23 protein-coding genes, 2 tRNA genes and 2 pseudogenes are annotated in these 25,289 nt (G+C 33.5%); 17 read left to right on the top strand and 10 right to left on the bottom strand.

The genetic code is table 11. From position 1 onward, the window contains the following. Positions 1–23: 23 nt before the first annotated feature. Positions 24–1,634 carry a CTP synthase gene (locus tag LB100_RS03270; protein WP_456201450.1) on the bottom strand — a complete coding sequence of 537 codons (1,611 nt, stop codon included), beginning with the start codon at positions 1,632–1,634 and terminating at the stop codon, positions 24–26. Continuing rightward, positions 1,634–1,954: a preprotein translocase subunit SecG gene (secG, locus tag LB100_RS03265; protein WP_007302593.1), complete on the bottom strand. Its 321-nt coding sequence runs from the start codon at positions 1,952–1,954 to the stop codon at positions 1,634–1,636. Before secG ends, LB100_RS03270 begins: the two co-directional genes overlap by 1 nt. 116 nt (positions 1,955–2,070) lie before the next feature. On the opposite strand from secG, the gene LB100_RS03260 reads away from it, so the two are divergent. Beyond that, positions 2,071–2,595 carry a gamma carbonic anhydrase family protein gene (locus LB100_RS03260; protein ID WP_015588396.1) on the top strand — a complete coding sequence of 175 codons (525 nt, stop codon included), beginning with the start codon at positions 2,071–2,073 and terminating at the stop codon, positions 2,593–2,595. On the opposite strand, the gene LB100_RS03255 is transcribed toward LB100_RS03260, so the two are convergent. From LB100_RS03255 to LB100_RS03245, 3 genes are all read right to left on the bottom strand, one after another. Further along, positions 2,585–3,400, bottom strand: coding sequence for a hypothetical protein (locus tag LB100_RS03255; RefSeq protein ID WP_456201448.1), 816 nt, complete (start codon positions 3,398–3,400; stop codon positions 2,585–2,587). The genes LB100_RS03260 and LB100_RS03255 overlap by 11 nt on opposite strands. After that, positions 3,372–3,635, bottom strand: a complete 264-nt coding sequence (locus LB100_RS03250; protein ID WP_456201446.1) for a hypothetical protein — start codon at positions 3,633–3,635, stop codon at positions 3,372–3,374. Before LB100_RS03250 ends, LB100_RS03255 begins: the two co-directional genes overlap by 29 nt. Positions 3,636–3,862: 227 nt before the next feature. Continuing rightward, the gene (locus tag LB100_RS03245; protein WP_456201445.1) at positions 3,863–4,609 is read right to left on the bottom strand and encodes a hypothetical protein; all 747 of its coding nucleotides are present in this window, start codon (positions 4,607–4,609) and stop codon (positions 3,863–3,865) included. Between the two features lie 213 nt (positions 4,610–4,822). Here LB100_RS03245 and LB100_RS03240 point away from each other — a divergent pair. After that, a pseudogene (locus LB100_RS03240) lies at positions 4,823–4,976 on the top strand (IS481 family transposase); the annotation flags it as partial. A 257-nt stretch (positions 4,977–5,233) separates the two neighbouring features. Here the strand turns inward: LB100_RS03240 and glmS are convergent. The 3 genes from glmS to LB100_RS03225 form a co-directional block, all read right to left on the bottom strand. Further along, the gene (glmS, locus tag LB100_RS03235) at positions 5,234–7,045 is read right to left on the bottom strand and encodes a glutamine--fructose-6-phosphate transaminase (isomerizing) (protein WP_010407205.1); all 1,812 of its coding nucleotides are present in this window, start codon (positions 7,043–7,045) and stop codon (positions 5,234–5,236) included. An 8-nt stretch (positions 7,046–7,053) separates the two neighbouring features. After that, positions 7,054–7,467 carry a preprotein translocase subunit YajC gene (gene yajC, locus LB100_RS03230; RefSeq protein WP_456201442.1) on the bottom strand — a complete coding sequence of 138 codons (414 nt, stop codon included), beginning with the start codon at positions 7,465–7,467 and terminating at the stop codon, positions 7,054–7,056. Between the two features lie 130 nt (positions 7,468–7,597). Beyond that, a tRNA-Asp gene (locus tag LB100_RS03225) sits at positions 7,598–7,674 on the bottom strand. Between the two features lie 181 nt (positions 7,675–7,855). Here LB100_RS03225 and rpsB point away from each other — a divergent pair. The 5 genes from rpsB to LB100_RS03200 all read left to right on the top strand — a co-directional run bounded on the left by rpsB (position 7,856) and on the right by LB100_RS03200 (position 12,015). Then, positions 7,856–8,671: a 30S ribosomal protein S2 gene (rpsB, locus tag LB100_RS03220; protein ID WP_026092703.1), complete on the top strand. Its 816-nt coding sequence runs from the start codon at positions 7,856–7,858 to the stop codon at positions 8,669–8,671. After that, on the top strand, positions 8,668–9,513 hold the full coding sequence (gene tsf / locus LB100_RS03215; protein ID WP_264720115.1) for a translation elongation factor Ts: 846 nt from the start codon (positions 8,668–8,670) through the stop codon (positions 9,511–9,513). The genes rpsB and tsf overlap by 4 nt, the downstream gene beginning before the upstream one ends. After that, positions 9,497–10,240: a UMP kinase gene (gene pyrH / locus LB100_RS03210; RefSeq protein WP_264336766.1), complete on the top strand. Its 744-nt coding sequence runs from the start codon at positions 9,497–9,499 to the stop codon at positions 10,238–10,240. Before tsf ends, pyrH begins: the two co-directional genes overlap by 17 nt. Positions 10,241–10,247: 7 nt before the next feature. Beyond that, on the top strand, positions 10,248–10,805 hold the full coding sequence (gene frr / locus LB100_RS03205; RefSeq protein ID WP_015588404.1) for a ribosome recycling factor: 558 nt from the start codon (positions 10,248–10,250) through the stop codon (positions 10,803–10,805). A 193-nt stretch (positions 10,806–10,998) separates the two neighbouring features. Then, positions 10,999–12,015: a substrate-binding domain-containing protein gene (locus LB100_RS03200; RefSeq protein WP_456201439.1), complete on the top strand. Its 1,017-nt coding sequence runs from the start codon at positions 10,999–11,001 to the stop codon at positions 12,013–12,015. Positions 12,016–12,117: 102 nt separating this feature from the next. On the opposite strand, the gene LB100_RS03195 is transcribed toward LB100_RS03200, so the two are convergent. Continuing rightward, the gene (locus tag LB100_RS03195; RefSeq protein WP_456201437.1) at positions 12,118–13,413 is read right to left on the bottom strand and encodes a hypothetical protein; all 1,296 of its coding nucleotides are present in this window, start codon (positions 13,411–13,413) and stop codon (positions 12,118–12,120) included. A 129-nt stretch (positions 13,414–13,542) separates the two neighbouring features. Here LB100_RS03195 and LB100_RS03190 point away from each other — a divergent pair, with 129 nt between their 5' ends. After that, on the top strand, positions 13,543–15,000 hold the full coding sequence (locus LB100_RS03190) for a TrkH family potassium uptake protein (protein ID WP_456201435.1): 1,458 nt from the start codon (positions 13,543–13,545) through the stop codon (positions 14,998–15,000). A gap of 71 nt (positions 15,001–15,071) precedes the next feature. Beyond that, complete coding sequence (dcd, locus tag LB100_RS03185) at positions 15,072–15,629, top strand: dCTP deaminase (protein WP_006012513.1); 558 nt, start codon at positions 15,072–15,074, stop codon at positions 15,627–15,629. A 313-nt stretch (positions 15,630–15,942) separates the two neighbouring features. Here dcd and LB100_RS03180 read toward each other — a convergent pair whose 3' ends face one another. Beyond that, positions 15,943–17,184, bottom strand: a complete 1,242-nt coding sequence (locus LB100_RS03180) for a metallophosphoesterase family protein (protein WP_456201434.1) — start codon at positions 17,182–17,184, stop codon at positions 15,943–15,945. Between the two features lie 190 nt (positions 17,185–17,374). Between LB100_RS03180 and LB100_RS03175 the strand changes: the two genes are divergently transcribed. The 8 genes and pseudogenes from LB100_RS03175 to LB100_RS03140 all read left to right on the top strand — a co-directional run. Then, positions 17,375–17,462: transfer RNA gene (locus LB100_RS03175), tRNA-Leu, on the top strand. A 20-nt stretch (positions 17,463–17,482) separates the two neighbouring features. Continuing rightward, positions 17,483–18,568, top strand: coding sequence for a GTP cyclohydrolase II (locus tag LB100_RS03170; RefSeq protein WP_127464237.1), 1,086 nt, complete (start codon positions 17,483–17,485; stop codon positions 18,566–18,568). Positions 18,569–18,640: 72 nt separating this feature from the next. Continuing rightward, complete coding sequence (locus tag LB100_RS03165; RefSeq protein ID WP_007302609.1) at positions 18,641–19,321, top strand: virB8 family protein; 681 nt, start codon at positions 18,641–18,643, stop codon at positions 19,319–19,321. Next, complete coding sequence (gene virB9, locus LB100_RS03160) at positions 19,308–20,099, top strand: P-type conjugative transfer protein VirB9 (protein WP_254230093.1); 792 nt, start codon at positions 19,308–19,310, stop codon at positions 20,097–20,099. The genes LB100_RS03165 and virB9 overlap by 14 nt, the downstream gene beginning before the upstream one ends. 16 nt (positions 20,100–20,115) lie before the next feature. Continuing rightward, complete coding sequence (locus LB100_RS03155; protein ID WP_264720110.1) at positions 20,116–21,627, top strand: TrbI/VirB10 family protein; 1,512 nt, start codon at positions 20,116–20,118, stop codon at positions 21,625–21,627. Between the two features lies 1 nt (position 21,628). Then, the gene (virB11, locus tag LB100_RS03150; protein ID WP_007302612.1) at positions 21,629–22,621 is read left to right on the top strand and encodes a P-type DNA transfer ATPase VirB11; all 993 of its coding nucleotides are present in this window, start codon (positions 21,629–21,631) and stop codon (positions 22,619–22,621) included. A gap of 30 nt (positions 22,622–22,651) precedes the next feature. Continuing rightward, on the top strand, positions 22,652–24,667 hold the full coding sequence (locus LB100_RS03145) for a type IV secretory system conjugative DNA transfer family protein (RefSeq protein WP_456201432.1): 2,016 nt from the start codon (positions 22,652–22,654) through the stop codon (positions 24,665–24,667). A gap of 100 nt (positions 24,668–24,767) precedes the next feature. Beyond that, positions 24,768–25,247, top strand: a pseudogene (locus LB100_RS03140) (P44/Msp2 family outer membrane protein); the annotation flags it as partial. Positions 25,248–25,289: the final 42 nt, after the last annotated feature.

Raw genomic sequence — 25,289 nt, 5'->3', positions numbered from 1 at the left:
TCTATTAGAAAATTTATTAAGTTCTATGAAACTCTGTTGTCAATAGCTGCCTTAATAAATGATGTAAAGAGAGGATGAGGAGAAAATGGTCTTGATTGAAATTCTGGATGAAATTGCACACCAATAAACCATGAGTGATTTTTTAGCTCCACTGTCTCTATGCATGTTTTATCTTCTGATATACCACTGCATATCATTCCATTCTCTTCTAAGTTACTTTTATAATCTAAATTAACTATATATCTGTGTCTGTGTCTTTCTGAAATAGTGACACTACTATACACATTTGCCATTTTTGAATTTGGACTTATATTACACTTGTATGTTCCAAGTCTCATGGTTCCACCAAGATCAACGTTCTTACCATCAGCGAGCTTGATGATTGGGTGTTTGCAAGTATAAAATTCTTCAGAGTGTACATCTTCAAGCTTAATAACGTTACGAGCAAATTCAATCACTGCAAGCTGCATACCAAGACATATTCCTAAAAAAGGAATGTTATTTACACGGGCATAGTTTATTGCTAATATTTTACCTTTTATTCCATTATCACCAAATCCTCCTGGAACAAGGACTGAATTAGAGCTTTGTAATTTTTCTCTGATAAACTTTGCATCTATAGATTTTCCATTCTCTTCTCTTGAGTTGACCCAATTTATCTTCACTCTAGCTTTATTACTAATTGCACCATGGTTTAATGCTTCAATCAGTGATTTATATGCGTCAGGAAATTCAGTATATTTTCCTACTATGGAAACGATAACTTCTTGTGTTGGATGTTTCATAGAGTGTACTATTTGGTCCCATTCAGGTAAGCTTGGTTTTGGCTTACTTAAGTGAAAGTGATCCAAAATTTGTGTCCCGAGCCCACATTGATTATACAAGGACGGTAACTCGTATATATGGTTTACATCAGGAGCAGGTATTACGTTAGATAAAGAAACATTGCAAAGATTGGCTATCTTTTCTTTTTGATTATCGGAAATTTCTTTTTCACTGCGACATAATATAATATCTGGTTGTAACCCCGCAGAGTTTAACTCTCGAACTGAATGCTGTGTCGGTTTTGTCTTTAATTCTTGTGCTGCAGTGAGGTATGGTATTAAAGTTAAGTGAATAAGGATAACTTTTTGCTTTCCTAGTTTATAATTAACTTGGCGTATAGCTTCCAAAAACGGTTGGCTTTCAATATCACCTACGGTTCCGCCTATTTCGCATATTACAAAATCTAAATCTTCTGTACCATTAAAAATGAAAGATTTGATTAAATCTGTCACATGAGGAATGATTTGCACAGTTTTGCCTAGATAATCACCACACCTTTCCTTCTTTAATAATTTATTATATACTTTACCAGTTGTTATATTGTCGTCCTTGGTTGCTTTAATTTTAGTAAAACGCTCGTAATGTCCAAGGTCTAAATCAGTTTCAGCACCATCCTCAGTAACAAATACTTCCCCGTGCTGAGCTGGGCTCATTGTTCCAGGATCAATGTTGAGATATGGGTCAAGCTTTCTGATGCGAACATTGAATTCATAAGCTTGAAGAAGTGCTCCCACACTTGAAGCAACTAAACCCTTACCAAGTGATGAAACAACTCCACCTGTAACAAAGATAAACTTGGTTTCTTTCATTAATTTTCAAATGGAACAGAAGTTGATTGGCCTTCTTGCTTCTTTTCTGATATAATCTTCTCTGCAATTGATTTTTTATGTACATCTTTTGAACATAATCCTGATAGTAACAGTGTATTTATAATGAACAGCCCAGCAACTATAGAAGTTATTCTACTGAGTGGATTTTCAGAAGACTTTACCGGAATTATTGAATTCATTCCCTGTTGTGAATTACTAAAGCCACTTAATGAACTACTTCCAGGTGGCTGCAGGAGCACTAAAATTACCAATACAACAACTAATATTATTTGAAGTACACTAAGTACTGTTACTGACATTATGAATAGAGCTAAAAATAAAGATTTTAGGAGCATAAGGATCATAAGTCAAGAATATCTTTACCCGAGTAACTTGACTACTGGAATCCAAGTATGTATTAAACCTTATTTAAATTATGAGCTATCACATTTTAAAATACAAAGATTATGAACCAAAAATGGATGAAAGTTCTTTTATCGCAGATGGTGTGCGTATCATAGGTAACGTTGAAATAGGAAGGAATGCGAGTATCTGGTTTAATTGTGTGATCAGAGGAGATGTTGGATCAATCAAAATAGGTGATGAAACGAATATTCAAGATGGCACCGTAATTCATGTAGATAGAAATCCAGGCGGTGATACGATTATTGGTAGTATGGTGACGGTTGGACATTTTTGTGTGTTACATGCATGCACGATACATGATAAAGCATTTATTGGTATGGGCTCTGTTATAATGGATCATGCGATTGTGGAGTCTGAAGCTATGGTAGCTGCTGGCTCACTGGTAACGCATGGGAAAGTGATAAAAAGTGGTGAAGTATGGGCTGGCAGGCCAGCACAATTCTTCAAAAAAATGTCAGATGAGGAAATTAAACATATTACACAATCTGCACAAAATTATATCATGCTGATGAAAGAATATAAGGCTATATGCTAGGTTGAGAAATCTTCAGCTCTGATGCACATTCTACGTTAACTACTTCAAAAGCTTCTTCAACTATAGGATGCTTATCAATATAAGGCTCAATCACTTTTTCAACTCTAGTTTGCTTATCAATATGCTGATTAATAAAACTACCTCTGACTAGAATATCCTTTATTGGCCAGTTTGTTTCTGTTGGAGTACCTGATAATCTAGCTGCAAATTTTATCGGTGCTGACGTTAGAAAAAGAGATATAGTATTATTTGAATTAAGATAGAAGTTTACATGATCTTTACAATCTTTTAGATTTATATCTCCTGGAAAATCTGATATTTGAGATTGTATATTTGCTTTTATGAAGTTCATCCGGCCGAATTTTTCAGTAAGTATCCCTACCTCTTTTGGAACTTCTAATGGGATGATAATATCATTGCTAATTCCATTTTCTTCTTGAGAAAAAAGTTCAGTGTATGCTCCTTTTTTTCTGTGTTTCTCAAAATACTTAGGAAAATACATATTAAGGTATTCAGAGTGTAGCTCTATACGATTTTTCTGGTCATCCTCTAGAGTAAATGTGTATTTATCACCATTTTGCTTAAGCTCGCACAATTTAAATTTACTAAGGTCAGAGTCTGGAAATGGCTTTTCAATTTCAAAAGCAAGTGTAAGAGTGTGCGTTGTGTGATCAAATTCATTTTTTTCTTGTAGACCATCTTGTAGACTATAGTACTTATTTTTTTCATATTCCTTTTTTTCTCTATTAGCATTAACTTCCTGTTCATTAAAACTTTCAACAGCATAAAAAAAATTCTTCTTCATCTAGCTCTTCTCCTGTTAGAGCATCCTCAAACACATCCTGTTCATCCTCTAAATCAATCTCATTACCTTTCGTTTCTATTTTATTCTCTATACTTATTTTTTTTGTATGGTCATTTCCATTGCTAGCAGTTGTTTGATGATGTGTATCGTTAGTTTGAAAAAATCTCTTTACTTTTGATATTAAGCTAATCCATGAAAGTCTGACTTGATTAAGTAGCCATTTAAAACTCTTCATTGTTTTACCTCAACCTAATTACTAAAAATTGTAACAGAATAAATTAAATATGTCAATAAGATACACAAATTGTACTAACTGGGAATTAGTGGCAGCACTTAACATCTGTGTAAATTTTGACATAGGCGTTTTCTGCATTTTAACCAAATCAGTAAAGAGAACACCATTGATATTCTCCTTTTAGAAGCAACTTGAATAAAACTGATAAAGTTTGAATTAAAGTGTGATTAGGAAAGTGAGTGATGAGAACTCTTTATTTGGACTTCTTTTGATTCATCTATTTTAGTATTAGGTCTTAGTGTTGTGTGTGTAGCACCACCAGCTACGAGTGCAGATGCTGTAGCTATGATAATTATTGCTAACATACTTAGTCTAGTTGTGTGCTGAAGTATAGTATTTGCTATCAGTCCAACAGCAAGACCAACACCAATAACAGCAGTGTACAACATTATCGAATTTGAATCAGATACGTAATTTGTGAGCTCTTTGGAACACTCTTTTGCTAATCCTTTTACTGCTCTCTTGAGTTTGTTTTGATCTTCTTCTGTTCCAGTACCTGATTTTAGTCTCTTACATAACTCTTGTATTTTTTCATCTTGTACTTCTGCCAGCTTTTTTAGCTCCGTAGACAATTTCTCTATTTTTGTTCCTTTCAATTCTACTATTATTTTCTTGAAACATGGCATCATTATTTGCTCTGTTTCTTCTTCTACTTGATTTTTTAATGCTATTATTTTATTCAATTGTTCTTCTGATATTTCAGTGTCTTTTTTTAGTTCCACTGTAACCTTTGTTTTTTCTAGCTCCGATATTACGTTCATTAATGCGTGAAATGCACTCCATAGCTTTTCACCAGAATTCTGACTCCGTTTTGGTAACATAGGCTGACTACTTTTGAACTTTTTTGGTGATATAGGCTGATTTTTACCATCTTTAAGCTTTTTTGAGTTTTCACCAGCACTTACTTTAACCATAATAAACCTCGCATATTAAATAATGCTATTACATAATATCTTTAAAGCTTAAGGTCAAATAGTATCTTTACATAATATAACTCATAAACAGAAAATTTTAGTGTAAATTGACATATTTACTTTGTGCTATGGTTTGAGATAGAATAACAACTTGCTTCAAATATGGAAAGGCAGTACAACTCTATAATCAAGTTACTGAGCTCTCATTTACTCCTCTTTTTTTGTAAAACAATCTACAATTTATTAGAAGATCTTCAGATAGACGTTGATCATTGGTTGCGTTTTTACAGTGAGACAAGACCTCATTCTAGTAAATATTGTTATGGCGATGTAGACTTTCCTGAATAGAAAACATATTGCTTTTTAGAAAAATATTGGTAGCATTACATTAAGAGACTGATATTAGTTTTCAATTTTTCTGTTAGTTAATTCTTGCTTGCTAGGTTAAGTTGTGTCTGGTAACCATAATGGCAAATCTTGTTAATTTGAGGCGTGGATTTTAGCCTCTTTCATCCTTACATTAGTTACATATTCTTTCGCAGAGGGCTAATGAATTTATTAGTAAAATTCAGTAATTTATAACTGACAATGAGAGCTGTTAATTAGCAACTCACTTTAAATAAGTTACTCAACTGTGACAGATTTAGCTAAATTTCTCGGGCAATCTACATCTAACCCTTTTTTTTCTGCAATAGAATAAGCAAGAAATTGCATAGCAACACTGTAGATAATTGGAGAAACAAAATTGTCAACTTCTGGAAGTTGCACCACATCTATGCAAATTCCCTTTAAGAGCGGTGCTCCTTGCTTATCACTAAAGGCAATTACTTTACCTTTTCTTGCAATAATCTCTTGTATATTGGATAGCGTTTTAAAGAATAAATTATCGTAAGGAATAATTGCGATAACAAGTACAGTAGAGTCTATCAAAGCGATAGAACCGTGCTTCATTTCTCCCGCTGCAATACCAATTGTGTTGATATATGAAAGCTCTTTTATCTTCAATGCACCTTCCATTGCAACTCCATATGAGCTTCCTCTCCCAATTATAATTATATTATTGTGCTCTAATATACTGCCTGATATATGTTGTATTTCCATCACATTCAAAACATGCTCTACATGTTCGGGAATGGAATTAATAGCACCGCTTAGTTCCTTTATCCTCTCTCTACCCAGTATACCTTTTATTTTTCCAAGCTCTACAGCAAAGCATGCTAAAATTGCAAGCTGCGTAGAAAAGGTTTTTGTCGAAGCAACACCAATCTCAGGTCCAGCAAGAGTATGCAATACAATATCTGAGGCTTTTTCTATGCTGCTATTAAATGTATTAATTATGCTAATGATCATTTGTTTCTGCAATCTCGCATAACGTAGTGCTTCCATAGTATCTGCAGTTTCACCAGATTGAGAAATGAATAAGCCAATACTACCTTCTTCGAGCTTGACGCTGCTATACCTAAATTCTGACGAGATTTCTAGATATACCCGAATTTGAGCAATACTTTCCAGCCAACACTTTGCTATTAGTCCAGCAAAATAGGATGAACCGCATCCAACTATAGTAATGTAACCTAGTTCAGAAAATAATTCTTTGTTGATTTCTTTATATTGTTTATAAAATTGATTTATTGTTTTGTTTAATGCATACGGTTGCTCAAAAATTTCTTTTAGCATAAAGCTAGGGTAACCATTTTTACTAATTAGAAAATTTCTTGGACTGCTATTTTCTGTTCTGCGTTTAACTTGTATACCATTATTATATATACTGAATTCGTTAGATTTTATTACTGCAATATCATTATCTTCTAAATGCAATATTTTTTCTACAAATGAATTCAAAGTATTAGTATCAGAAGCAGCAAACACTTTATTACAGTTATATCCTATTGCTAAAGGCAAATTTCTTTTTGCAACAAATAAAGTATCTGGATATTCTGCAAATAATAAAGCCAAAGCAAGTGAACCTTGTAAATTGTTTAGACACTGTAATATAGAATCAACTGGTGATAACCCTTCATCAAGATATGAAGTTAATATGTTTGGTATCACTTCTGTATCAGTATCGGTGTGGAAAGATACTCCCTTTTCCTCCAGATCCTTTTTTAATATATTGTAATTTTCAATTATGCCATTATGAGCAACAACAACATTATTTATATAAATGGGATGAGCATTTTTAAGATTTGGAGCTCCATGTGTAGCCCAACGAGTATGTGCTATACCAACTTTGCTACTAGATATCTTGCTCTCATGAACAACTTCACACAATCTTTCAACTTTACCTTCTGATTTTTTTACTTCTATCTTACCTCTATTATTTATAATTGCTATACCTGAAGAGTCATAACCTCTGTATTCCAATTTTTGCAACGCGGTTAGTAAAGTTGGTATTACTGAATCACCGCTACTTACTATACCTAATATTCCACACACTTCTTAAATTATGAAGCATTTTTGTCTTTTTTACTTTCCTCTAGTTTATTTTTCTTGCCATTCTTTTCAACTTTGCTTTTTTCAATAGATTTAGCTACTGGCTTTTGAATTTCTTTATTTAAGATTTCAGATATAGCAGACTTTAGGATTTTTATTTCAATTTTTGGTGCTATTTCTAGTATTAGTTGTGCATTTACTTCGTCAACTTTGTTTACTTCACCTATTATTCCACTAGAAGTAATAACCGTATCACCACGTTTTATTTGATCTATCATCCTTCTATGTTCTTTTAGTTTTTTGTGATTGGGGAGAATAATGAGAAAATAAAATACTACAAATATTAAAATGAGTGGAATAAAGCTAGCAACAGATGCTGATACATTGTTAGTCGCATCTGCCGCAAAAACCTCAGAAATGAACATATTTAATCCCAATTATTAACGATAAAGTTAAATAGATTAAGCAGCAATTACAATATCATGTCAAGTCTCTGAAAGAAATTAATTCAAATTAATAAGAAACTTAAGGAATTTTAAGGTGTTTCTGCTGTAATGGCGGGAGTGATGAGACTTGAACTCACGACCTCATGCGTGACAGGCATGCGCTCTAACCAACTGAGCTACACCCCCCATTGCTTTTTAACGTTTGCAATCTTAAAGCTAATCAACGTGTTGCTACTTGTCAATATTTTTTGTTTGCGCTTTTTTGTCTTTTTTATTACTATGTAAATAACTTAATTTCACACATGGCTTATGCAAGTAGTCCCGTTAGGGTTATGCCATGGAGGATAAACTATTTGGAGGAGTAAATATGACAAATTTGCCTAAAGTCACTATACGTGATTTAGCTGAATCTGGTGTGCATTTTGGCCATAAAGTTAGTCGCTGGAATGCGAAAATGGCCCCATATATATATGGTGTACATCAACAGAATCGTATACACATAATAGACTTACGAAAAACATTACCATTGTTAGAGGCGGCGATGAAAGCTTTATACGATGTTGCATCTCAAGATGGTCGCATTTTATTTGTTGGTACGAAATTTCAAGCTTTAGATATTGTTGCAAGTGAAGCGGTTCGTTGTGGTCAATATTATGTAAATGATCGATGGCTTGGTGGTATGCTTACTAATTGGAACACTGTTTCTTCTTCGATAAAAACTTTGATACAATATGAGAAAATATTAAATGATGAAGATAGTATCTTAACAAAAAAAGAATTAGGAAATATTGAAAAGAAAAGAAAAAAGCTTGATAAAGAATTGGGTGGCATTAGAGAAATGGGAGCAGTTCCTGATATTTTATTCATTATTGATACTAACAAAGAGCATATAGCGGTTAAAGAGGCTAAAAAATTAGGTATTCCTGTAGTTGGAGTACTTGATACCAATTCTGACCCAGATGATATTGCCTATCCTATACCAGGAAATGATGATTCAAGAAAATCAATAGAGCTCTACTGTAAATTAGCTGCTGATTCTATATTAGCTGGAATAGAGTCTAGTTTGACAAGGTCTAGAGTTAAGGATGATGAGCTTATTCAAGAAAAAGAAGGGGGTATTGTGCAAACTAAAAAGAAGCGTATGAAGGATGAAACAGAAAGGGAGGTAATAGTAAGTAAATGAAGATGGATTCAAGTAGTATAAGGGAATTACGCGATAGAACAGGGCTTGGCTTAAGCGATTGTAAGAAAGCGTTAGAAGAGTGTGATGGTGATATTAAGAAAGCCGTTGATAGGTTACGTACAATAGGATTTGCTAAAGCTGACAAAAAGTCTGATAGAGTAGCTTCAGATGGGCTTATTGCTATGTGCTTGGCTAAAAATTATGGTGTATTGGTTAAAGTTAATTGTGAAACTGATTTTGTTGCTAGAAATGAGAAGTTCATAGCATTAGTTTCAAATTTAGCATCAATTGCTTGTCAAGAACGTTGTACTAGTCTTGATGAGTTAAAAAATGCCAAATATGAAGATGTTGGTACAGTGCAGGAAGCTATTATGAGTGGTACATCGGTTCTTGGTGAGAAGTTAGAGTTAAGCAATCTTTGCTACCTAGAGACTGAGGATGGGATTATTGCTGGCTATGTACATGGTGATATGCATGGCTTAGGTAAGATTGGTGCTTTAGTAGCATTGCAATCATCTGGTGATAAACAAGAGATTGGAAAGCAAATAGCTATGCATGTAGTTGCTATGAAACCTGAAGCTTTATCTATAGATGATTTAGATCAAGAAAAATTAAACAATGAGCGTTCTATAATTGAGGAGCAAGTAAAGAGCTTAAATAAACCTGAAGAGGTAGCGAAAAAAATAGTAGATGGACGAATGGCTAAATACTATGAAGAAGTTGTTCTGCTAGAGCAGAAGTTTATAAAAGATGATAAAATGAAGATTGCTGATTTTATAGAATCAAGTGCTGTTAAATTAGCTAATTATAAGTTACTTACTTTGGATGATGCAAATAAGTAACAAAACTTCAGAAGTAAAATACCCCAGAGTGTTATTCAAAATCTCTGGGGAGGCTTTGATGGGATCAAAGCTATTTGGCCATGATATGGAAGTGATAGATAAACTATCCAAAGACATAGTTGAAGTTTGTAATCTCGGAGTTCAAGTTTGTATTGTTGTTGGTGGTGGGAATATTTTTCGTGGTGCATCAGCATCTTTAAGTGGCTGTGAAAGAGCAAGCAGTGATTATATTGGAATGCTTGGCACTGTCATTAATGCTTTAATTTTGCAGAATTTTTTAGAAAAAAGCTCTATAGTTTCTAGGGTATTATCTGCTATACCTATGACTACCATATGTGAGCCTTATATAAGAAGGAAGGCTATTCATCATTTAGAAAAAGGTAGAGTTGTCATTTTTGCAGCAGGTACAGGTAACCCATTTTTTACCACAGATACAGCTGCAGCTCTACGTGCTGTTGAAATGAATTGTGATGTTATTCTAAAAGGTACGCAAGTAAGAGGTGTATATTCTGCTGATCCAAAAAAAAATGAGGATGCTGTGATGTATGATAGGCTTTCTTATACAGATTTGCTAACTCGTGATTTAAAAGTTATGGATGCATCAGCAATTTCACTTGCTCGTGAGAATTCTATCCCGATTATAGTTTTTTCTTTAAAAAGAGAAAAAATGGTCGATATTATTAAGGGTCAAGGTACTTATACTATAGTCTCAGATTATAAACATTAGGTAATTTATGTTAAACGAAATAAAAGCTAAAACAAAAGAAAGAATGCTAAAAACTATTCAGTCTTTTCATGATGATATGAAAGGTGTACGTACTGGTAGAGCTAACTCATCATTACTTGATGGTATAGTTGTAAATATCTATGGTGGACATCAAAAACTGAACCAAGTTGCAGGCGTTTCAGCTATAGATAACAAAACTCTATCAGTTAAAGTTTGGGATGCTACTGTTATCGGTGAAGTAAAAAATGCGATAATCAATGCTAACCTGAATTTAAATCCTGTTGTTGAAGGAAATACTATACGTATAGTTCTTCCAGACTTAACGCAAGAAACTCGTGAAAAATTAGTGAAATTATTGCATCAATTTTCTGAAAATGCACGAGTTGCAATTAGAAATATACGCAGAGATGTTATGGAAGAAATAGAGGAAATGAAGAAAAATAAGGAAATCTCAGAAGATGATTTTCATGTTGCCAAAAAGGAAATACAAAACATTACTGATGATAATGTAAAAAAAGTCGATGATGACTTATCTATTAAAGAAAAGGATATATTGCATCATTAAGTTAATATGAAAGAATTTTTCAGTATTGAAAAACATAAGAGGATTCGATATAGATACAGTTGTATGAATGCTGTGATTCAGATCTCATCATTACGCACACATTTGATCGTTATACCTTTTGAAATCTAGAAAAAAAGCTTTTCAGTTTGATTTTTTATTACGATAATTAAGTTTACACTCTTGAGCGAAAACGATGCTGAAACGCTTTTTCCTTATTTTTGCATTTGTATTACTCGTGCCACTTTCAGATGCTGATGCCAGAAAATATATCAGAATTGTTGGATCTTCAACTGTTTTTCCTTTTATCTCATTTGTATCTGAGGAATTCAGTCGTATATTTCCCTTTAAAACTCCAGTTGTAGAATCGATAGGAAGTGGATCAGGGTTCAAAATGTTTTGTTCAGGAATAGGGGAAGGCACACCAGATATCACCACTTCATCTCGCCCTATGAAGGAAGTAGAGAGAGAATTATGCAAAAGAAATAAAGTGAATGAAGTAATAGAGATCATAATCGGCTATGATGGAATTGTTATTGCAAATTCAAATCAAAGCCATAGATTTGATTTTACAAAAAATGACCTGTTTGAAACTTTATCTTCATATTCTGAAGACAATGATAGATTAGTAAAGAATAACAAGAAATTTTGGTCTGATGTAAATCAAGCTCTACCAAAAACAGAAATTAAAATCTATGGTCCACATCAAAATACAGGTACACATGAAACTTTGATTAATTTTATTATGCTTGATCAATATTCATGCATGAACTCAAGGATTTTCAAAGAGAATTATCAAGACCAAGAAAAAAGAAAGAAAGCATGTAGTAATATCAGAGATGATGGAAGGTATATAGAAGTTGGAATTAATGAAAACATAATAATACAAAAATTGAAGAGCAATAAAAATGCTTTAGGAATATTTAGCTTCAGCTTTTTAGCGAAAAACCAAGATGAGATTCAAGGAAGCACAATCGCAGGAATTGAGCCAACTTATAAAAATATATCATCGGGGGAGTATATGTTAGCAAGGCCTTTATATCTTTATATAAAGAAAGAACACTTAGATACTGTTGATGGATTAAGGGAATTCATTAGAGAAGTTGTAGACTCTATTAGTACTGAAGGTGGATATTTATCTAGGCTTGGCTTAATTCCACTTTCAAGCGAAAATATAAAAAAAGTCTTGGAAAAGGTTCGTGATATAATATGATGACTTTGATATTTTTTTATTCTGGATACTAGGTTAAAAATAGAACGTTTAAATTTCTTGTTTTTATTGTTATCATACTTAGATTTCCTAAGAACTTATTTACTACAAAATACAACAAGTTCTATTTATTTGAGAAAGTTGTGCGTCTTGTAGAACAGATTTTGTTGTAGGTTTCTCTGTAGCTATTTCAAGGTTTTCTTCTATGCTTTTTTGTTCTGTGTAATCTTTAACTTCTTGAATGAAATCTTCAAGCCACTCCTCACTACCTATCTTAGCATGTCGTTGTTGCTCACCTTTAAGAAGTTTTATTACAGCTGCATCTTGATTTTCAGGAGCTCTTTGATTTTTAAGCCACGAGTCACGAATATCAGGAGAAGCGTTTTTCAAATGAGCTTCAAAGGTTGCTTTTTTGTCTTTTATACTTTCTTCTTGTTGATCTTGATGGAATTTAAGCCAGAAATCGCAAATATCAGGAGAAGCTTTATCCCAAAAAAGTTTAGTAATTTCTTTTATATTGCTCAGATCTTCTTGTTTCAATCTTTTACCATCACCGGTACGTAGTTTTTTAAGACCAACGTACAGAGGGTAAAGTAAAAGGGTAGTTTTGCTCGGTGAATGTATAGGTCTATTTAAAATCATTTCTAGATTTGTATCACAATCTTCTAATACTGCTTTAACTTTTTCAATTTTCAAAGAATTTATTGCTTCACATAATTTGCAATGAAGGGTACCTATTCTTCCTAAATTTTCCACTTTTTGCATAGCTCTATCACGAATATCATTTTTCTGATGAGATTCTTCATAAGTTCGTTTGGTAGCTTTTTCAGTGCACTTTCTATTATAATTCTCAATTTCTGGAATAAATTTTTTAACATCAAAATTTGAACTATAATTAGCTGATTTGATTGCACTATCACTCAAGAAGACACGAGTGTCTTCATTAGCTTCCTGCCAAAGTGCCTTAACGATATCTTTTTCTCGTTGTAAAATAGCAAAATCTAAGATAGTATAATTACCATCGAACTTACTCCTTAAAACCTCTTGTGTATAATCTATACCCTCCTCAGAATTAATTTTTTCGAGTATGCTCAGGACCTCTCGAAGATTGCTATTCACAATTGCAAGACGTAATGAATTTTGAGTTTCTTTACGCTTATTCCATAAAGCATTAGTGTATTCATTAGCTTTCTGCTGAAGTGTCTGAATGATTTCTTCATTTCCTATGGATTTAGCAACATCAAAGATTGTACGACCACTCGGGAATTGGCTTCTGAAAACCTTTTGTATATTACTGTAAGAATTAATATTGAATATATTCTGGACCTCTTGAAGATTGTTATTCAAAATTGCAAAATATAGTGATTCTTGAGTTTTAATAAGGCCACAATCTAATACCATACCCTACCCTACCTCTATCTCTTATGGCAAATTTAGCGCTATAATTATACGTATTTATAATCAAGTCAAGAGAAAAAATTAGCAAAGCGGTTGAAGTTTTAATAACATATAGCTTTCACGTTACTATCTATGGAAAATCTGCAAGTTTTACGTTCAATTGCGTTTATTGTGGGAATTTTTCTATTGTTGTTTGGTGTAGCAATGCTTATTCCTGCTATTACTAATAATTATCTAGGTTACGAATGGAAAAATTTTCTGGTTGGATTTATAGTTACCTGCACATTTAGTGCGATTTTTATTCTACTGGGTAAACTAAATAGGGTACATGGAATGCCGGCAATTTTTGCGATTACCAGTTGTACCTGGATTGCATTATCTCTATTTGCAGCTATTCCATTTTATCTTGATAGTTTAAGCTACATTGATGCACTGTTTGAAGCAGTATCTGGGATTACAACCACAGGAGCAACTGTTCTAAGTTACATCGAGCAACAATCTCCGGGGATACTACTGTGGAGAGCAATGCTGCACGGTATAGGTGGTTTTGGAGTAATTACAGTAGGAATTGCAGTTTTTCCCATATTTAAAGTTTTGAGCTTAAATAACTTGCTATATTCCGAATACTCAGATGCTATTAAAAAACGGCTACCGCATACGCGAAGCGTAGTGATACATATTACAGAAATATATTATGGCCTAATTTTATTATGCATACTTTCATATTATCTAGCTGGCATGCCATTATTTGACGCAATATGTCACGGGATGTCTACCGTGTCAACTGGTGGATTTGCTAACTATAACGATTCTATAGGCTACTACAATAACCCTATATTGGAGGTCATAACAATTATCTTTATGATTTTAGGCTCTTTACCTTTTATGAGCTATTTAAAAATTATAAGACGATTAGACGTTTGTTATGATGAACAGGTCTCTTACTTTATTAAGATAGTTGTTATCTCATCTTTGCTTGCTTGTTTTTGGTTATATAAAAATTTTGACTTAGGAGTATTTTTATCATTTAGGTACAGCACATTCACCATTACCTCCTTTATCATATCAACTGGCTATGTAATGTGCAACTACTTGAATTGGAGCTTTATTTCAGTCTTAGCTTTCTTTTTAGCCTTTATTGGTGGATGTGGTGGTTCTGCTAGTGGTGGAATCAAAATCTTCCGTTTAGTCATTTTTCTAAAATCTATAAGGAATTACTTTAGCTCTTTATTAAATCCAAGTGAAAGCGATAGAGTAAAACTCAATGGTAAAATACTGGAAAATGATGAAGTTCAATCCGTCTTTACGTTTTTTGCGATTTACATGTTAACGTTCACTATATCATCAATAATGATGTCTTACTTGAGCAATGCGGACTTTATAACTAGCATCAGCTCTGTTTCTGCAATGCTTACAAATTCTGGCCCAGGATTTAGTAACCTAATAGGTCCTTCAGGTAATTATTCCTCCTTTAGTGGTGGAGTAAAGCTATTTCTATCGTTTTTGATGCTGCTTGGCAGGCTTGAAATATTGCCAATTTATTTTTGTATAGGTAGTTTATACTGGAAACTTTGCCATTCCAGAGTGTAACGCTAATTCAGGTTTACATTTAAATTCTATTACATATTATTATAAGTATTACAAAACTTTAAAGGACAATTATGGCAGTTATGCCAGATAAATGGATAAGGGAAAAGGCTGAAAACTCTAGAATGATAGAGCCTTTTGTGAATCATAAAAGCAGTAAGGGTGTTGTATCTTTCGGATTATCATCTTATGGCTATGATGCAAGAGTTAGTAATAAGTTTAAGATTTTTACTAATGTTAATTCAGCTATTGTAGACCCCAAGAATTTTTCTGAGAATAGTTTCATAGATAAGGAAACAGATGTATGTATAATCCCACCAAATAGTTTTGTACTTGCCAGCACGGTGGAATATTTTCGTATACCAAGGAATGTACTGGTAATTTGTGTTGGTAAATCAACTTATGCAAGATGTGGTATTATAGTAAACGTCACACCTTTAGAGCCTGGATGGGAAGGTCACGTCACACTTGAATTCTCTAACACTACTCCACTTCCTGCAAAAATTTACGCTAATGAAGGAGCATGCCAGTTTGTATTTTTAAGCGGCGAAAGTGAGTGTGAGAAGTCATATGATGATATGAAAGGAAAATATATGAATCAACATGGTATCACTTTGCCGCTGGTGAAATAATCTGTAATTGCGGTAAATTTTTGATCATTGGCAGCCACTTCTCCACACTGCTTCCATACATATTCTCAACTTCTCCTCGCTTTTACTGTGTATTCCTTTTGTGCTCTTTAAAACGGTAACTTCTCTATATTTATTGTCATTAGGCTAAGTTACCGCTTTTTTCCATTTTTATACTTCCTGCTCTTGATTAATTTGACCTGCTAACATTTTGTTTACAGGGCCTGCTATTAACTCTGCACAATTTATTCTCATGGTAAAAACTTCTTCTCTACTTTTTTTCGGTAAGGTTAGTAATCGATAACAACAAATAGTCCTAATTTAAATTTGTTTTGAGTTTAAAGTCTTTCGTTAGGTTTGCAGAATACATTTCCTTATTATCTTGGTTATAGAAAGTAAATTTGTGATCATCTAAACTTAATATTGCAAAGCCAAAGCCGAAAAAGTTTCTAACTTCGTGTGCTAAGTAATTTCTACTATTTGGATAGTTAAATTCTACATTTTGATAAACAGGTTCTTGATCTTGAGCGTGTAATAATGCACCGCCGTTTCCAACTATAATCTGATCTGGAACATCATCCATTAATAAAATCTGGGCTATATGAATGTGGCCAGAAACTATGGTAGTAACATTGTTTGGAAATTTATCTCCAAAAGCTTCAATTTGTGTAAGATTACCATGGCTTTTTAATGTCAAAAATTCTTTTTTTGGAGATCTCCAAAGCGGTTTATGAGTCAAAAACCACGTGGGCTTATCTTGTATCAATTTATCAAATTGTCTCTCAAAAGCATCAACTGTGCTTTGGATTGTAAAAATTTCCTCACCGGATGAAGAGTCGAAGATAAAAAACTTCATCGGCCCAGTATCTAAGAACCAACTGGAAATAAGATCTTCACATTTTTGAGGGAAAAAGGGGTATGAATCTAAATATCTGCACCATCCTTCATAAGCTCTATTACAACTCTCATGATTCCCACGAACAAAAAGAAAAGGAGATTGTGTTAAAATATCTTTTGCAGGCTCAAACCAATCAGCGTACCAAGCTTCTTTGCTATATCCATAAATATCGCCGCACTTTTTTGTGTTTCTACATTTTGTTTGTCTATAATGATAATCACCAACATGGATAATTAAATCTGGTTTATGAAAAGCGATTGAATCTAAATTTTTTTTCAGAGGCCAGTTATCTGCAGAATTACATTCTTGCTGAAATAACATATTTATTCTACATCCTGTATCGCCAATGAAGGCAATTTTGCTGATCTTTTCCGCTAATACGGGAACTTTTATATTGTCAATACTAATGTTTTGAGCATTTGTTTCTACTATCAGTTCACAAACTGTTTCGGTATTGTTAATTGAGCTGCGACTTAGCATTTCTACTTCCTTATTATCGACGTAAGCAATGGGACACATGTTATTGTCTATAATCGCACGTATGCTTAATTTATTTTCTGGAATGATTTGAGACCATGTGTACAATATTTGTGCATGATTAGAGTGAAAGCTAATTGTAAGAGATAGAATTAAAAAAATGAAGATATTAGCTACTTTCATTTGTATAAAAACCTAAATTAAGAATTAGTATTAAGATTATCTTAAATGATTAAAGTTTGTAACCATAAAATTCATAGTTAAATTATACAGGCATTTCCTAAATTATCCTAGTATCAGATTGACACTTTAGATGAAAAATCCTAAAATGATTAAGTAATTTAAAGTAATTATATAGAAACTAGAATAAAGTGCGGTCGTGGTGGAATTGGTAGACACGCAGCGTTGAGGTCGCTGTGGCTCACAAAGCCTTGGAAGTTCAAGTCTTCTCGACCGCACCAAGTTGTTTGGTGTAGGTGAAATGTTTATAGGAAATCAAAGTAGAAATAAAGTAGAAAGGGCCATCAGTGAAGTCAGGCGTGGTCTTCCAATTTTAATATATGATGATGAAAATAACTATCTATTGCTTGCTGCTGCTGAAACTTTAGAAAAAAATTTATTTAGTCAATATAAGCTTATATCAGGTAATGTGTATGTTACTTTGACTGCAAGTAAGGTAAAATACATATGTCAGAGTAAAGAACATAGTAGCAAACGTCTGTTGATAAGCAATTTTGATGAACTGCTCCATTTAATAAACTGTTCAAAGGAAGGTAGCATAAAAGAGTTGCAATGCTCAAAGACAATAGATGCGTATGCTGTTGCCTTGCTTAAGTTCTCAGAATTATTGCCATACGCGTTAGTGGCTGATATGACTTTTGAGAATAAACATGAAATGCGGAATTGGTGTGAAGAAAATGACATTATTGTACTAAATACGTTACTTGTGAATGATTTTCAACAAAATCATAGTGTGTATGAAGTGTGCAAAACATCATTATTTTTAAAACAGACTCAAGAAGTAGATATCATATCTTATAGAACCAAAAGTGGCGGAAGAGAACATTATGCAATTATCATTGGCAATCCAGATAAAGATAATGAGCCATTAGTGAGAATTCATTCTGCATGCTATACAGGAGACTTATTAGACAGCTTATCATGTGATTGCAGAAGCCAGTTACATCAAGCGATTCAAATAATGACCGACTTTGGGAATGGCATTATATTATACTTGATGCAAGATGGGAGAGGCATTGGTTTAACTAATAAGTTAAGAGCATACAGTATGCAAAGAAAATATAATCTTGATACTGTTGATGCAAATAGAGTATTGGGTTTTGAAGATGATGAAAGGAGCTTTGCTGTTGCAGCTAAAATACTTAAGAAATTGAACATTAACAAAATACAATTACTTACAAACAATGGTAGAAAGTTATCAGAGTTGAAAAATAACGGTATAGAAGTTACAAAGTGTGTACCACTTATTATGGAACGCAATGAATATAATGATTCATATATGGAAACAAAATTTGGCAAGTTAGGCCATGGATTAAGGGTTTATTAGCTTTTTTGTTATAACTACTTTGTTAGCTTGCTATGTTAATTAATATAAGTTAAGATTTTTAAGAATGTTGAGATGCTGAAATTTTTAAAACAAGAAAAAAGTAATGAGTCATTGGATAAGGATATAAATTGGAATTCAAGTCGCTATAGCACAGTTGTTGCTCAGAGAAATACTTTACTTTTATTTACATTAATATTACTAGTTGCAATTTCTATAAGCATATTAGCTATATTTAAAATTAGCACAAGTAGCACTATTGAGCCATTCGTTATAGAAATTGATAAAAAGTCAGGCATAGTGCAATTGGTTGATCCTGTTACAGTAAAACAATATTCTGCAAATGAAACGCTGAACGATTATTTTATTTCAGAGTATATAAAAGCAAGGGAGGTTTTTGACCCATATAATTATAATTATAATTATTATACAAAAGTAAGGTTGTTTTCTTCGCCTAGTGTATATAGTGAATTTAGCAATTATATAAAATCGCAGAATATGAATGACCTTTTTAATTTATATTCAGATGCTAAAGGTGAGTTGAAAATTCGTTCAATTCAAAAATTAGGTAATGATGCTCTTCAAGTGAGATTTTCTATAGAATTTACACGAAAAGATGGAAATTCCTCAAGGAAAAATAAGATAGTTGTGATGTCGTATAAATATGCATCGCTTGAAATGAATGATCAGCAAAGATATATTAACCCGTTAGGGTTTCAAGTTATTTCATATAGAGTAGATGATGAATATGTGTAGGATATTGTTAGTTTTAGCTTTACTAATAAGTGGCAACTTAAATGCATCTATTAATAATAAACCTATTTCTGTAGATAGTAGAATAAAGACTTTTGTATATAGCCCTAATGAGGTGTTTACAGTAATTTTTAGTCAAGGTTACTATTCTTATATTGAGTTTGCAGAAGGGGAAAAAGTCAAAAATATTGCTGTTGGTGATGCATCAAGTTGGAAAATTAATCCTTATGATAATAAACTGCTTGTCATGCCATTTGAAGTCAGTAGTCGCACTAACATGATTATTACGACAACTAAAAAGAGAAATTACATTTTTGATCTAATTTCAAGACCAAATTACGATAAATACCCAGACGCTGATGCTAAAAAAGTGGATCATGATTATTCCGTTGAAAAGGATATATCTTACGTAATACGTTTTTATTATCCTCAAGAAGAAGATGAATTTGATGTTGATTTAGATGAGGTTTCTTTACCTACTCAAATGCAATACATTACAGAAAAGCCAGAAAAAATAATACAAGAAAATAATACGAGGTACAACTATACATATATTGATGAAGGTGGTAACGTAGATATAGTTCCAATTGAGTTATTCGATGATGGTTATTTAACCTATTTAAAGTTTAGAAATAGTAATAAAATTCCTCAGATTTTTATAGAAGGGGAATCCTGTAAAAGGCTGTTATTTGATGATTATGTTGTAATAAAAGGAGTACATAAAAAGCTATTAATGCGTTATGAAGGTAGTGAAGTTGAAGTTATAAATAGGTCACTTTAGTTGTGGTACATATAATATGAGTAAAGAAAGGCATAATAGTGTAGAAGATGAATCAGAGATAGAAAGCAAGGTAGTAACAGTTGGCTCTAATCAAGGTTACAAGGCATTGATGATAGTTATGGTAGCGCTCTTAGTTGGTGGAGTGTACTATCTTTATTTTAGTCCTTCTAATAAAGAGGGTCCAGAGATTGTTAAAAAAGAGGAAACAAAGCAAAACATTCAAGAATTGAAAGGAAAGTTAGAACAAGTTCCAGATAATGTAGTAGTTTCCGAGAGGATAGCAACTGATCTCTTGCCACCCTTACCTCCTCTTCCTATTCCACAAGTCATACCAGAAGTAAAACAAATCAAAAAAGAGGAAGTGACAAAAAAAGAAGAGCAACTAAAAGAAATTCCCTTGTCAAATATACCTGTTTTACCAAAGCAAAATTTTCCTTCTGGTAATGTTATTAGCAATTTGCCTACTTCATTTCCTACAATAGGGGGTGGCGGTTATCCTAGAGACAGACGTAGTGCACAAATGTTAGCAATTTCAGGTAGTAGTGGGGAAGGTAAAGCTACAGATGCTGTTTTATCCAATACCTCAGCACAATCGAGCAAAGCTACCAAAGCTGGAAAGCTTGGTTTAATGATTATTCAAGGTAAAGTTATTGACGCTATTCTTGAAACTGCAATAAGTTCTGACTTACAAGGAATGCTCCGTGCTGTTGTTAGTAGAGACGTTTATGCAGAAACTGGTGATACAATTTTAATACCAAAAGGTTCAAGGTTAATAGGTGGTTATTCATTTGACTCAAACGTTGCAAAAGCCCGCGTGAACATAAATTGGAATAGGATCATTCTTCCTCATGGTATAGATGTTGCTATTGCATCATCTGGTACCGATGAGCTTGGAAGGGCAGGGATAGCTGGAATAGTTGATAATAAAATAGCAAGTGCATTATTCTCTTCAGTGGCACTTGCTGGTGTTTCGATTGGTTCAGCTGTTGTAGGACAAAAAGCCTCTAATCTTATCGATGCGCTAACTGCCATGGATGCAGTGAAGTCTATTACTGCAACTGAAATAGATATTTCTTCTCTCAAAGGGGCTATTGTTGAGAGATTGGAGAATTCTATAAAAACTGAAGTTGGGAAGGTAGGAGACGAAAAATGGAAATTGGGTATTAGGGCTATTGAAAAAATTCGAAATGCTAAAAGTGATCAGGATTTGCTGAGAATAATAAAGGAAGAAATAGTAAGTGTGATAAAAAGTTCTGGAGCTAGTGGAGTTGGTACAATTACTAGTGACAATATCGGTATAACTTTAGACGATGTACGTCAACTGTTGAGGCAAACTCAGAAAAGAAGCAAATCTGTTTATGATGAAGCAATTGGGAAGTCAATCAATGATTTTTCCAAAGACATGCGAGATATAGTTGATAGGAGTGTAGATAAAAAACCAACTATTTATGTTAATCAAGGAACTGCATTGAAAGTATTTGTTAACCAAGATATAGTATTTCCTCCACAGTCAATATTAAATAACTGAAATGAACTATGCTGCACTTGATACATACTTGGAGCCATTACAAGGGATATTTCAAGAGGAAGGTGTAAATGAAATATCAATAAATAAACCGAAGGAAGTATGGATTGAAAATCGCGGTGAAATAAGATGCGAAAAGTTAGAAATATTTGATCTTAATCATTTAAAATCTCTTAGCAGGTTGATTGCTCAAGCTACAGAACAAAAACTGAGCGAAGAGACACCGCTGCTTTCAGCTACATTACCAAATGGTTATCGTATACAGATAGTGTTTCCTCCAGCATGTGAGCCTGATAAAGTAGTCATTTCAATTCGTAAACCTTCTTCTATGCAATTGGCATTGGATGATTATGAAAAAATGGGGGCTTTTTCTGAAACTGTTATAGGAGTGACCGATAATCCAGTAGATCGTCACCTAGATTTGCTACTGAAACAAAAAAAAATAAAAGAGTTTTTAGAATATGCTGTAATAAGTAAGAAAAATATCATAATTAGTGGTGGAACTTCCACTGGTAAAACCACTTTTACTAATGCTACTTTGCGTGCTATTCCATCTGAAGAAAGAATTATTACTGTTGAAGATGCAAGAGAGATAGTTTTGAATGATCATCCGAATAGAGTACATCTTATTGCTTCTAAAGGAGGTCAGGGTAGGGCAAAAGTGACCACTCAAGATTTGATAGAGGCATGTTTACGTTTAAGACCAGATAGAATAATAGTTGGTGAGCTGCGTGGAGCAGAAGCTTTTAGTTTTCTTAGAGCAATAAACACTGGCCACCCAGGGTCAATATCAACTCTTCATGCGGATAGTCCGGCAATGGCTCTTGAGCAAATAAAACTTATGGTTATGCAAGCAAATCTTGGAATTCCCCCAGATCAGATCATACCATACATTAGAAATGTAATTGACATTGTTATTCAACTCAAAAGGACCAGTGGTGGAAAAAGAAGCATTTCTGAAATATTATTTACTAGATCTTCAAATGAAAATACTTAAATTTATACGTAAGTTAAGAAAAAGTAGTTTATGAGTAATGGAAATCACCTACGCAATATTCTCATAGGAGGTGTAGTATCTTTTAGCATACTTGAATTTTGCTTCTATTTGTCTGGTATATTATTCTACCTGTTTGTTGACGGTCCAGATGGTGTAGATTTTAGAGCAATTAATCCTAGCTTGACACCTTTTCCTCAAGCTCTCTGGCCGACAATTTTTGATCATATACAATATTGTTGGCATCATCCAGAGCTATATAGCTTTGAGCTCAAAATTAAATTAGTTGTATCTTCTGTACTGCCTCAAATTGTTTTGATGATTATTTTGTGGAATGTGAGAGAAAGACTAATTGAGTGGCGGCCATTTAAAAAGAAAGAATCACTTCATGGAGATTCACAGTGGGCATCAGAGAAAGACATACGAAAAGCGGGATTAAGAAGCAAAAAAGGTCTATTGCTTGGTAAAGATAAGAGAGGATATTTTATTGCTGATGGGTTTCAGCATGCATTGCTCTTTGCACCTACAGGCTCTGGTAAAGGTGTTGGTTTTGTAATTCCTAATTTGTTATTTTGGAATGATTCGGTAATTGTGCATGATATAAAATTAGAAAACTATGAAATAACAAGTGGTTGGCGAGAGCGACAAGGACAAAAAGTATATGTATGGAACCCAGCTCAGCCAGATGGGGTAAGCCATTGTTATAATCCACTGGAATGGATTAGTGAAAAACCTGGACAGATGGTTGACGATGTGCAAAAAATAGCTAACCTAATCATGCCTGAACAAGATTTTTGGCAAAACGAAGCAAGAAGCTTATTTGTTGGGGTGGTACTATATTTACTTGCTGCACCAGAGAAAGTTAAATCTTTTGGTGAGGTTGTGCGTACGATGCGTAGCGATGACGTAGTTTACAATCTTGCTGTAGTTTTGGACACAATGGGTAAAATAATACATCCGGTAGCGTATATGAACATTGCAGCTTTTTTGCAAAAGGCTGACAAAGAAAGATCAGGTGTTGTGTCAACTATGAACTCGTCGCTTGAATTGTGGGCAAACCCATTGATCGATACTGCAACTGCATCAAGTGATTTTAATATTTTGGATTTTAAAAAGAAGAAAACTACAGTTTATGTTGGTTTAACTCCTGATAACTTAACTAGGCTCAGGCCTTTAATGCAGGTTTTTTACCAACAGGCAACTGAGTTTTTATGTAGAAAATTGCCATCGGATGACGAGCCTTACGGCGTATTATTTTTAATGGATGAGTTTCCAACACTTGGAAAAATGGAGCAATTTCAAACGGGCATCGCATACTTTCGTGGCTATCGAGTAAGGTTATTTTTAATTGTTCAAGATACTGAACAGCTTAAAGGAATATATGAAGAAGCAGGAATGAACTCCTTTTTATCAAACTCAACCTATAGAATAACTTTTGCAGCCAATAATATTGAAACGGCTAATTTGATATCTCAGCTTATAGGAAACAAAACTGTACAACAAGAATCATTAAACAAACCTAAATTTTTAGACTTGAATCCTGCATCAAGATCATTGCATATCTCTGAAACACAGAGAGCATTGCTCTTACCTCAAGAAATTATTATGCTGCCACGTGATGATCAGATAATTTTGATAGAATCGACTTATCCAATTAAGTCAAAGAAAATTTTGTACTATAGTGATAGCACATTCACAAGAAGGCTGATTAAACCAACACGTGTGCCTACACAAGAGCCATATGATCCAAACAAGGTCTTTTCTGCTGCTAACAAAGATAAGATTAGTAATGAAGAAGAGAGTAATGCTATTGAAGCTGCTGATTATCCTGTTGAAGCTAAAACTGAAGATGCAATATACGATGAGCCAGAGATTGAAGATGGATTTGAAGACGAGGATATTGATGATAAGTTTGAAGGTGGTGATGGGTTTGATGATGAGGAAGACGATGATGGGTTTGATGATGAAGACAGTAAGGATGAATTTGACGATGATGAATTTGAAGATGAGGACAAACTAGACGGCAATAAAATCGAGGATAGAGGTTAATTTTACCTATTTTTTAGCTTAGAAAATAATTAGTTTTTTCATATTAAATCATTTTTAATGAATTAGTACTAGATTAGCTATTTTAACTAGAGGAATAGTCATGATGAGTAAAAAAACATTAGCAGTTACAGCACTTGCTTTATTGTTGTCACAACAATCTTTTGCAAGTGAAACAGAAGGATTTTACTTTGGTGGTGGATATTACGGTCAATATTTGAACTTTGGTAAGTTGAAAGCAAAAATTGGAAGTAAAGATGCTACAGATGCCAATAAGGTATCTGTAAATGACAGGGGTGCTCAGAGTACAGAAGGTCAGCTACTAAACAAGTATGAAGGAGATTATAATCCACCTTTTGCTGCAAATGTAGCACTTGGTTATACAGGGGAATTAGGTAATAATAGCTATAGAGCTGAATTAGAAGGAATGTATTCTTCCGTGAAAGTGGATAATGTTGGTTTAACAAGCGGCCAGATGACAATATCGTACACAGAAGGCGGCAATCAATATGGATCAATTATTAACCATGACAAAATTGAGAACATATCTGTAATGGCAAATGTTTATCATCATTGGAAAAGTATAATGCACCCATTTGTCTAGACCATTTTTTTCAAAGTGATC

Source organism: Wolbachia endosymbiont of Protocalliphora sialia (genome assembly GCF_053891855.1).
Note: the sequence above shows the minus strand (reverse complement) of the source record. Positions and strands in the feature narration are given on the sequence as shown.